5 protein-coding genes are annotated in these 10,977 nt (G+C 43.4%); 3 read left to right on the forward strand and 2 right to left on the reverse strand.

Going from position 1 to position 10,977, the window contains the following annotated elements:
- Positions 1-108: 108 nt before the first annotated feature.
- Positions 109-4,125 (reverse strand): calcium-binding protein, encoded by a 4,017-nt coding sequence (locus HWQ39_RS14220; RefSeq protein ID WP_292845787.1) that lies wholly within the window; start codon positions 4,123-4,125, stop codon positions 109-111.
- Positions 4,126-5,193: 1,068 nt separating this feature from the next.
- Between HWQ39_RS14220 and HWQ39_RS14225 the strand changes: the two genes are divergently transcribed.
- From HWQ39_RS14225 to HWQ39_RS14235, 3 genes are all read left to right on the forward strand, one after another.
- A complete protein-coding gene (locus tag HWQ39_RS14225) occupies positions 5,194-5,649 on the forward strand; it encodes a M67 family metallopeptidase (protein WP_292845789.1) in 456 nt (151 codons plus the stop codon).
- Between the two features lie 140 nt (positions 5,650-5,789).
- Entirely contained in the window at positions 5,790-6,962 is a 1,173-nt protein-coding gene (gene moeB, locus HWQ39_RS14230) for a molybdopterin-synthase adenylyltransferase MoeB (RefSeq protein WP_292845791.1), read from the forward strand.
- Positions 6,963-7,155: 193 nt separating this feature from the next.
- Positions 7,156-8,376 carry an MFS transporter gene (locus HWQ39_RS14235; protein WP_292845793.1) on the forward strand — a complete coding sequence of 407 codons (1,221 nt, stop codon included), beginning with the start codon at positions 7,156-7,158 and terminating at the stop codon, positions 8,374-8,376.
- A 174-nt stretch (positions 8,377-8,550) separates the two neighbouring features.
- Here HWQ39_RS14235 and ftsH4 read toward each other — a convergent pair whose 3' ends face one another.
- On the reverse strand, positions 8,551-10,419 hold the full coding sequence (gene ftsH4, locus HWQ39_RS14240; protein ID WP_292845796.1) for an ATP-dependent zinc metalloprotease FtsH4: 1,869 nt from the start codon (positions 10,417-10,419) through the stop codon (positions 8,551-8,553).
- Positions 10,420-10,977: the final 558 nt, after the last annotated feature.

The raw sequence follows: 10,977 nt of genomic DNA on the forward strand, positions 1-10,977 counted from the left end.
ATCAAAACCTACGCTCTTATGGCGTTATTGCTGCTTAATTTTGTCCGAAGTATTGATTTTAAGTACCCCTCCTATTCCATACCTAGAGTTACGGAACGCTAATTACGATTAAACAACCACAAAATTGTTTTCGGTTAGTGACAATCCAGCCGATAGTTGTGCAAATTTTACCTGAGTAAACCCAGACGCACTGCCATCTTGGTCAAAGAAGAGTCCACCTGTAGTGTTGTTATAGATAAATCGTTGATTGCTTGTTGTTGCAGATGTTCCGATGACAAACTGACTAGCCAAGACTGAACCTGGTAATAAACCACCACCAAAACTAGCAGACGATACCTGAATCAGTTCATTAGCAGCGTTAAAGTCATCGATAGTATCAACACCCCCATTGTAATTATAGAAACTAAAGGTATCAGTCCCATCCCCTCCATAGAGGCTATCATTACCATTTCCACCTGTAAGGGTATCATTGCCATTGCTCCCAACAATCAAGTCATCATAGGCCGTACCTGAGATATTTAATTGTTCGATATTGTTATAGTTAACCCGATAAATGCCCACTGTAATTGAGCCAGTGTTAGTAGTAGCATTGAATGTTGAAGTAATTCCCCCAGCAGTAAAGTTGTAAATGGCGAACAACGAATCATTACCATTACCCCCATCTACTGTTTGAATCACTAAATCAGACAGGTCAGTATCTACGGAATTAGTGATTAGATTGAAGGAATCATTGCCATCGCCCCCAGAGAGGAGATTATCGCCTGTTGAATCGCTAACGCTCAAGCTATCGTCACCAGCGCCTCCTTCTAGGGTATTATTACCAGACGGGCGAGAGTCGGAGTAAACGTAGGGGGAATCGTATAAGTAGTTGCCAGAAATGTCAAGAGAGTCATTGCCATCACCCCCAGAGAGCAGGTTATCGCCTGTTGAACCACGAGCACTTAAGGTATCGTTACCTGCACCTCCTTCTAGGGTGTTATTGCCTGATGAGCGAAAGTCAAAGTTCTGTTCGTAATCCGTGATGTAGCCGCCAGAGATATCAAGAAAATCATCGCCATCGCCCCCAGAAAGCAGATTATCGCCTTTTGAACCGCTAGCACTTAAGGTGTCGTTACCTACACCTCCTTCTAAGGTGTTATTGCCTAATGAGCGAGAGTCAGAAGAGTAGCCGAAATTATTGCTGTAGCTGCCAGAGATATCAAGAGAATCATTGCCATCGCCCCCAAAGAGCAGGTTATCGCCTGTTGAACTATCAGCTTTGAAACTATCGTTACCAGCTCCTCCATTGAGGGTATTATTGCCTGTTGAACTGCTAGCATTCAAGCGATCGTCACCACTACCACCGTCAAGGGTATTATTTCCCACACCGCCATCAAGGGTATCATTTCCCTCACCACCAATGAGAGTATCATTTCCCGCACCACCTCTCAAAAGGTCATTACCACTTTTGCCGTCGATGGTGTCGTCGCCCCCTTGACCATTGATGACATCATTGGAGTTGTCAAAACCCATGATGTTGTTGTCGATATCATTGAGGAAGGTAACAGTGTTCTTGTTGAACAGGCTAGTTTGAGTGGAATTAGCATCAAACACATCAAAACTGTCGGTGATGCTGGTTTGTCCATCAAACAGGATATTGCCAATAGCTGGTTGTGAAGAAGTTGCTGGCAGATTATCCAGGTTTTCTAATTTGAAGTTTTGGAGAATGACTTTGCTATTAGGGACATTTTCAAAGGTGATTTCTAAGTTGTTACCATTTTGAGTTAATTGCAGATTTTGAGCAGTGAAGCTACCGATAAATTGTAAGGTATCTAAAGAGGCAATCACGCTCGCTGAGAGATTTGAGCCTTTACCAATGCCACCGAAATCAGTGATAATATCAATGCCGGTGTCAAAGTTACTGGCTGATAAGTTGTAAACAAATTTATCATTCCCCGCGCCACCAGTTAGAGTGTCGTTACCATTCCCACCTGTCAGGATATCATTACCGACACCGCCAATAATCGTATCATTTCCACCATAGCCCCCAAAGAGCGTATCATTTCCACTGTTACCAACAATGTTGTCGTCGAGATATGTACCTGAGATATTTAATCGCTCGATATTTTTGTAGCTAACCCGATTCGTGCCTACCGTAATTGCTCCAATGTTAGTAGAGGCATTGAATGTCGTTGTAATCCCCCCAGAAACACTGTTGTAATCGACAGACAACACATCGTCACCCTGACCTCCATCGATCGTATCATTGCCACCATAGCCCGCAGAGAGTGTATCGTTTCCACTGTTCCCCACAATTTTGTCGTCGTAGGCTGTACCTGAGATATTTAATCGTTCGATATTCTTGTAGCTAACCTTATAAGTGCCCGCCGTAACTTCTCCAATGTTAGTAGTAGCATCGAATATCGTTGTAATTCCTGCTGGAGAATTGCTGTAGTAGACGGACAACACGTCGTCACCCTGACCTCCATCGATCGTATCATTGCCACCATAGCCCGTAGAGAGTGTATCGTTGCCATTGCTCCCCACAATTTTGTCGTCGTAGGCTGTACCTGAGATATTTAATCCTTCGATATTCTTGTAGCTAACCCGATAAGTACCCGCTGTAACTTCTCCAATGTTAGTAGTAGCATCGAATATCGTTGTAATGCCTTCTGTAGCTAAGGTGTAATCTACAGACAACAAATCATCACCTTCACCCCCATCTACCTTTTGAGTCACTAAATCAGAGGGGGCACTCTCTGGGGATGTCGTCTTTAAATAGAAAGAATCATTGCCATCGCCCCCAGAGAAGAAATTATTGCCTGTTGAATACTCAGCACGCAATGTATCGTCACCAGCGCCACCATTGAGGGTGTTATTGCCTGAGGAGGTTAAAAAATTGTCGAAGGGGGTGATATAGCCAGAGATGTCAAGAGAATCATTGCCATCTCCCCCAGAGAGCAAGTTATTGCCTGTTGAAATGCCAGCATTCAAGGTATCGTCACCAGCGCCACCATCGAGGGTATTATTGCCCGATGAGTTAAAATTAGGCTCCGATCTATAAGTATAAACGCCAGAGGTGGAGAGAGAATCATTGCCATCTCCCCCAGAGAGTAAGTTATTGCCTGATGGAGACTCAGCATTCAAGGTGTCATCACCAGCGCCACCATCGAGAGTATTATTGCTTGAGGAGGGGTAATAGATATATCCACTGACACTACTATAAACGTTAGAGGCGTTAAGAAAATCATTGCCATCGCCCCCAGAGAGTAAGTTATTGCCGGATGTTGCCCCAGCATCCAAAACATCGTCACCAATGCCACCGTTGAGGGTATTATTGCCTGTTGAAAATTCAACATTCAAGTAATCGTTACCTGCCCCACCAACAAGGTAGTCATTAGCTGTGGGTAAGTCATTGCCCGTACCACCAACAAGAGTATCATTGCCCTCACCACCAAGGAGGAAATCATTGCCTGCACCACCTCTCAAAAGGTCATTGCCACTCTTGCCATCAATGATATCATCACCTGCCTGACCATTAATTACATCATCTGAATCGTTAAAGCCACTAACATTATTGTTTAGGTCGTTCAGAAAAGTGACTGTGTTCTTTTTGAAGACAGTGCTTTGGGTGGAGTTGGCATTGAAGACATCAAAGCTGTCGGTAATGCTAGTTTGCCCATTAAACAGAATATTGCCCAAGTCTACAGTGGCTCCTGTAGATTTGCTGAGATTATCCAGATTTTCCAGGGCAAAGTTTTGCAGGATGACTTTGGGGCCAAAAAATCTTGTTTCATAAGCATCCCCTTCAAAGCTGATTTCCAGATTGTTACCATTCTGAGTCAGCAGTAGATTTTGGGCACTTAAGCCATCGCTTACAAATGTTAGGGTATCCGCTTCGGCAATGACTTCTGTTGTCGGGTTTGTCCCTTTACCTACGCCATTAAAATCCGTGATAACACTGGTATTATTATTGAAATCGTAGTAGCCAGCGTAAGTAAATTTATCGTTACCGCCTCCACCAGTCAAAGTGTCATTGCCGCCGTTACTAAATATGACATCATTGCCTAATTTACCGTTAATCGTATCCGCGTCAGTGCTGCCATCGAGGGTATCATTACCGTTGGTTCCAATGATATTTGCCATAACTTTTACCTAGCTGAATAGATTTTTTCAGTAACTTCAGTTCTCAACAAGCTGCTTGTGCTGCTGCTTTCGGGCAAAAATAACTCACCAAAATTTGACGTGTTCGGCATACTTTCTACGTCAACCCGATCGCAAATTTCTCAAAAATTCACCCGATCAAAAGGCTTGTATCTATTACTTGCCTAACTATCTTCAAACTATCTAAGTCTTAAGCACTGTACAAATTTATGAGTGTGTGCATTCACGATAATCGTTGTTCTCAGGCTTTTTTAAGCATCACTTGTTAAGTAGACATTACTGAAAAATCATCGAAAAACGTAGCTTGAATGCCCGAAAAATCAGCCTTCGCGTTTGATTTTTTTGCCAGCGCCTAAGTCCTACTAGAAGAGAAAATAGTCAACAGTTTATTGTTAATCGAGAAAGAGATTTTTATATCCTCCTTATGGGCTATTCTCTGTGGGGCCTAGCGGTCTATCAAATTCATTTTGACGGTTAGATAGACGCGAGAAGTCGCCGTCTCTACAGGTAATTGATCCGTCAATTAGTTCTTGATAGACTACTAGCTTATAGTCAATATCTTACTTAGATATCTATACTGAAATAACTGTCTTTGCATACTCTTTACATTATTTGCCGATAAATGTATACACAAATACTGAACTTTGTCTATTCTTTATATTTTTCTATAGCAATCCTAAATCATTTGTAAACAATAGACATCTCCAGAAATTAAATATGCGTTACCCATAACCCTTGTAGAGATGTAGCAATGCTACGTCAAAACAATTCTTTTTCACCAGATGTCTAATGAGATACCCGATTTATTAGAGAAGTGGAGGATATCAGCCTGACGATTTTTGTAAATCAGATAGGATTGCTATAGTTTCTAGACAATAAGAAAGCAGAACAGATTAGGTAAATGTTTGAAGAAGTGATAAAAAATACATATTTTTCTTTTTGAAGACTGCGATCGCTAAGTAGGGTTACATCTAAACTATGATTAAGAGCGATCGCAATGCTTCGATCTGAGCAAGAATCGCTCAATATTGCCAAATTACCAACGCAGACATGATCCGACTGAGCCAAGAACACTTGCAAATCATCCGCACTCATGCCGAAAGCACTTACCCAGATGAGTGCTGTGGTATAATTTTAGGCCTGGCTAATGAGGGCAAAACTGTGGTAGAAGTCATACCAACAGAGAATGCTTGGAATACAGAAGCGGCATCTGAGTTTCTAGGGGAACGGACAACAGAAAGTAAAAGACGGCAATATGCGATCGCACCTGAAGTTATGCTAAAAACACAAAAGCAAGCACGCGATCGATCACTGAACATTATCGGCATTTTTCACTCTCACCCAGATCATCCTGCTATCCCTTCAGAATGCGATCGCCTATATGCTTGGCAAGGATACTCGTATATAATAGTATCCGTTCAAAACAGCAAAGCTGGAGAACTCAAAAGCTGGAGCCTTGACAATCATCATCAGTTTCAAGCAGAGGAAATTGAAAATATAATTTAACGACTTAGTTTAAAAGCAGTCATTTATAGCGGTTTTCGCCGCTACAACTGATAAAAATTCGTCTTCCATACTCCCTATCTCTATATAAGATACAGTTTTTCGATAGGATAAATATTCCGCTCTCCCACATCATAACTACTATGCTAAATCCCAATCTGGACGAAATCCAGTTGACCAAAGACGATTACGAACGCTATTCCCGCCACATAATTTTACCGGAAGTAGGACTAGAAGGACAGAAACGCCTAAAAGCTTCCAGTGTACTGTGTATCGGTACAGGTGGACTCGGTTCACCACTACTTTTATATTTGGCGGCGGCGGGTGTTGGACGCATCGGGATTGTCGATTTTGATATTGTCGATACTTCTAATCTGCAACGCCAAGTTATCCACGGTACATCCTGGGTGGGTAAACCTAAGATTGAATCGGCAAAAAACCGGATTCACGAGATTAACCCCTATTGTCAGGTTGATTTATACGAAACTCGTCTAACTTCCGAAAACGCCTTGGAGCTTATTCAACCTTACGATATCGTAGTTGATGGTACTGATAACTTCCCCACCAGATATCTAGTTAACGACGCTTGCGTATTGCTGAATAAGCCCAACGTCTACGGTTCAATTTTACGGTTTGAAGGGCAAGCTACTGTATTTAACTACGAAGGTGGGCCAAATTATCGCGACCTTTTCCCAGAACCACCACCACCAGGAATGGTTCCCTCTTGTGCAGAAGGTGGCGTATTGGGAATTTTGCCCGGAATTATTGGTTTGATTCAGGCAACGGAAACTGTTAAAATCATTCTGGGAGAAGGTAACACTCTCAGTGGACGATTGCTGCTATACAACGCCTTAGATATGAAATTCCGGGAGTTGAAACTGCGTCCTAACCCAATTCGCCCAGTGATTGAAAAACTGATAGACTACGAAGAGTTCTGTGGAATTCCACAAGCTCAGGCAGAGGAGGCAAAACAGCAGTTGGAAAGTCAAGAAATAACCGTCAAGGATTTGAAGGAATTGCTGGATAGCGGTGCGAAAGATTTTGTACTGCTGGATGTCCGCAACCCGAATGAGTACGACATTGCCAAGATTCCGGGTTCAGTGTTAGTGCCTTTACCAGACATTGAAAATGGTAATGGCATTGCGAAAGTGAAGGAAATATTGAATGGTCATCGCTTAATTGCTCATTGTAAGATGGGCGGGCGATCGGCAAAAGCCCTCGCCATACTTAAAGAAGCCGGGATAGCTGGAACGAATGTTAAAGGCGGAATTACCGCTTGGAGTCGAGAAGTCGATCCTTCTGTTCCAGAGTATTAAAAAGGCACTGCTTTCCTTAAAGAGTGGATGAGGGGATGAGGGGCAGAGGGGCAGAGGAGAAAATAACCAATGTCCAATGACGGCAGTTGCTCCACTTGGGGAGACCCCATCGCTTTTAGCGTCTCCCCTTCTCCCAAAGGGAGAGGCTACGCACTGCCTCCCCAATGCCCAATGCCCTATTTCCCATCTCCTTATGACTACTTCAAAATCTCATCTCAATATTTTGTGGGTACAAGTTTGGGTGTTGGCAGGAGTGCAGGGAGCAATTACCCTCACCTGGTTAATTTATAATATCTATTTGCCGCAACTTTTGACTCAGTTTGGTTTTCCTGCCTCACTGGCAGTTGGCTTGGTAATAGTCGAAAATGTCTTGGGTGCGGTGCTGGAACCATTGATGGGCGGACTTTCAGATCAAGCTAGGCGCTGGGTAGGAACTCGGTTTCCCTTCATCTCAGTAGGTATGATTCTCGCCTCGGCTTTGTTCATTGCGATACCATGTGTTGTAACTTTCATCCCGCCTAATATTGTGATGCGTAGGCATAGCCCGCCGCAGGCATCGCTCTTACCTATAGTATTGGTAGCGTGGGCATTGGCAATGACAATATTTCGCTCTCCAGCTATGTGCCTATTGGGGATGTATGCGACACCAGTGCAATTACCTTTAGCAGTAAGTGTTGTCACTTTAACAGGCGGTGTGATTGGGGCTTTTAGACCGATAAGTTACAAGTTTATTCTGAGTTTAGGGCCAGTTTATACGTTTGCAATTGGTTCTTTTGTAATGTTGGGGGCGGCGGCTGTATTGCGGTTAGTCAATCCTCCAGAAGCACCAGTGGATAAACATCAGGCAGAAACGGTAAAGTTGCCCTTAGAGAAATTGGCTTTGATTTTAGTAACTGGTTTCGGTGTCGCGTGGGGTATCCGATTTCTCATGGATGTCTTGGGCAAAGTACTAAAAACACAACTAAATACTGATAATATTGATGTGCTTATGGTGTGGATTGGAATAGCGATCGCAATTGCCAGCATACCAGCAGGAATTTTCGCCGTCAAAATTGGTAATCGTCAAGCAATGCTTTGTGGGATCTGTGCAATCATTCCCTCGCTATTGATAATGATATCTGTGGGCGCACAAATTCCGATAATTGTGTTAATCGTTGCTGGTTTTAGTTTAATTGTCAACGGGGCAATTCCTTTTGCTTTAGGGCTAGTACCCCAGCAATGGGCGGGATTAGGAATTGGGACGTATTTTGGTGGCTTTGCTTTAGCGATGAGTTTATTTGGTATTATATTTCCTCAACCACAAGGGATAACACCTTTTGTTGGTGCAGTTGGGGGTGCATTGGCATTCTTCCTAGCTGGTGTTTGCATTGCAGGAAGTGGTATTTCTGAAACGCAGACGAACGCAGAGGTTTAACGCATAGGCACTTCGCCTTCCCGCAGGGTAGGGACGCAAAGTTATCCTCTGCATCCCTATCTATGAATTACGAATTACGTTAGCGTAGCGGTAGCGAGTCCGCGTACCCTTACAGAGAAGCAAGCTACGCGCAGCGTCTGTCTGCGACACGCTGCGCGAACGTAGAGAGCGTCATTACGAATTAGCTACGGGTTTCACTTGACTCAACAAACTGTGCAGTTTTTCCCCTTCAATGACCTCTGTTTCTAAGAGTTGAGTCGCTATCGCTTCTAGCAAGTCTCGATTCTGTCTGAGAATCTCTAGGGCTTGTTCGTGGGCTGTTTCTACGATTTCCTTGACTTCGCTATCGATAGCTTTCGACGTTTCTTCACTCACCGCCCGTCGGGGATTAGCACCACCATTACCCAAGAATGCTGCTTGTTGTCCTTGTTGATAAGCCAGTGGGCCTAGTACTTTGCTCATACCATAAGCTGTTACCATCCGTTCTGCCAAGTCAGTTGCTCGTTGCAAATCGTTGGAAGCACCTGTGGTAATACTGTTAAACACAACCTCTTCAGCCGAACGTCCACCTAACAGAGTCGCAATTTGACCCCGCAATTCTGCTTCATTCATCAAAAATCGGTCTTCAGTTGGTAATTGCAGAGTGTAGCCCAAAGCTGCCATCCCACGAGGAATAATCGAAATCTTTTCTACCCGACCGTTTCCGGTTGTGAGTGCCCCGACCATTGCGTGACCAACTTCATGGTATGCAACAATCTTTTTCTCAGTCTCGTTCATTACCCGACTCTTCTTCTCTAAACCAGCGACTACCCGCTCAATTGCTTCGGCAAAGTCTTCTTGAGCAACCCTTTCACGCAGATTACGCGCTGCTAATAATGCGGCTTCGTTTACCAAATTTGCCAAATCTGCGCCAGCAAAACCAGGGGTACGAGTAGCGATCGCTTTTAAATTTACATCTTCTCCTAATTTGACCTTTTGAGCGTGAATCTTGAGAATTGCTTCTCGATCAGATAAATCAGGACGGTCTACCAACACTTGGCGGTCAAAGCGGCCTGGACGCAGCAATGCTGGGTCTAGTATTTCGGGACGGTTGGTCGCTGCTAGGACGATTACCGTTGCATCGCCAGCTGCAAACCCATCCATCTCAGTTAGTAATTGGTTGAGGGTTTGTTCTCGCTCATCATTGCCACCGTAAAAGCCATTACTGCTACGAGATTTACCGATCGCATCCAATTCATCAATGAATATAATACAGGGAGCCTGTTTTTTAGCCTGCTCAAACAAATCCCGTACTCTGGAAGAACCCACACCAACAAACAGTTCCACAAACTCGGAGCCAGAGATGCTGAAAAATGGAACTCCTGCTTCTCCTGCTACGGCTTTTGCTAAAAGTGTCTTACCAGTACCAGGAGGGCCAACCAACAACACACCCTTGGGAATTCTAGCGCCAATTTGCGTAAAGCGCCCTGGAGTCTTGAGGAAATCCACGATTTCCACTAACTCAGTTTTCGCTTCTTCGACCCCAGCCACATCTGCAAAGGTGATTTTCGCTGATTCGCCTTCAACATAAACCTTAGCTTTGCTTTTACCAATGGAAAGAGCGCCTTGGGGGCCACCACCCCCACCACCACGAGCGAGAAAGAACTGCCAAATCCCAATAAAAATCAGTGGTGGAATCACCCAACTCAAGACGGTTGTAAACCAGGTATTTTTCGGTGGAGGTGTAGCAGCGAACTCAACTCCCTTTTGTTCTAGCAGTTTGGGTAACTCTAAATCAAAGATTGGTGTAGTGGCAAATACCTGAGCAGGCTCGGCATTTTCTGTTTTTAGTTGGTAAATGATCTCATTTTGACCAACGGAAACGCGGCTGACTTCTCCTTCCTGTACTTGATGAATAAATAGGCTGTAGGGAACACCAGTAGGGCCAGAAGTAAATAAACCAGGCAAAAATAAATTCAAGAGCAGAAATAGCCCTGATACTCCTAGCAATATATTCGCAATGATCCGAAACCGAGTTGACTTAGGCTGTTCTTTAATTCCCATAGATATTACCAAACCTTAAAATGAAAACTAAATGGAGAATGAGAAATGAGAAATAGAGAATAGACATTAGTTCTTCTCCCTCTACTTACTCATCTTCTTTAACGCTTTGAGAAAATTAATTAAAGACTGGTCAAAAATGGTGCTATATTCGCCCAATCTAAGCAAATTTTACAACTCTACAATTGACTGTGATGCTTTGTGTAGCTTGCTTTCCCGAAAGGGTGCGCTATTAATGACGCAAAGTTGTTCAGTTTGCCTTGATTGTCAAAAATACTACCGTTTCTCATAATTTCTCCTGTTTAGTAACGTTTGCAGCATTTATTTATGTAACTAAACTTAACAATTAAATTAATCTTTGGGAACTAACGAGTAAATACGGTTTACCGTACTCAAAGAATTAACACCACTCGAAATAAGATAACTTTAGTGAGATAAGGCTGTGATATAACAATACTCCGGACAATTTTTAGTTGACGGAATAGACAAGAAAGCTATCGAACCATTAAGGTGCTGATTAGAAAAAACTTGCACCGACTCGATAGCCATATGGAAATTGTA

The organism is Nostoc sp. NMS8 (assembly GCF_017115045.1).
Classification (GTDB): Bacteria; Cyanobacteriota; Cyanobacteriia; order Cyanobacteriales; family Nostocaceae; genus Nostoc.

Excerpts from the sequence above, each read along its gene's own strand:
- HWQ39_RS14220 (WP_292845787.1), bottom strand. The coding sequence starts at position 4,125 with ATGGCAAATATCATTGGAACCAACGGTAATGATACCCTCGATGGCAGC.
- HWQ39_RS14225 (WP_292845789.1), top strand. The coding sequence starts at position 5,194 with ATGATCCGACTGAGCCAAGAACACTTGCAAATCATCCGCACTCATGCC.
- moeB (WP_292845791.1), top strand. The coding sequence starts at position 5,790 with ATGCTAAATCCCAATCTGGACGAAATCCAGTTGACCAAAGACGATTAC.
- HWQ39_RS14235 (WP_292845793.1), top strand. The coding sequence starts at position 7,156 with ATGACTACTTCAAAATCTCATCTCAATATTTTGTGGGTACAAGTTTGG.
- ftsH4 (WP_292845796.1), bottom strand. The coding sequence starts at position 10,419 with ATGGGAATTAAAGAACAGCCTAAGTCAACTCGGTTTCGGATCATTGCG.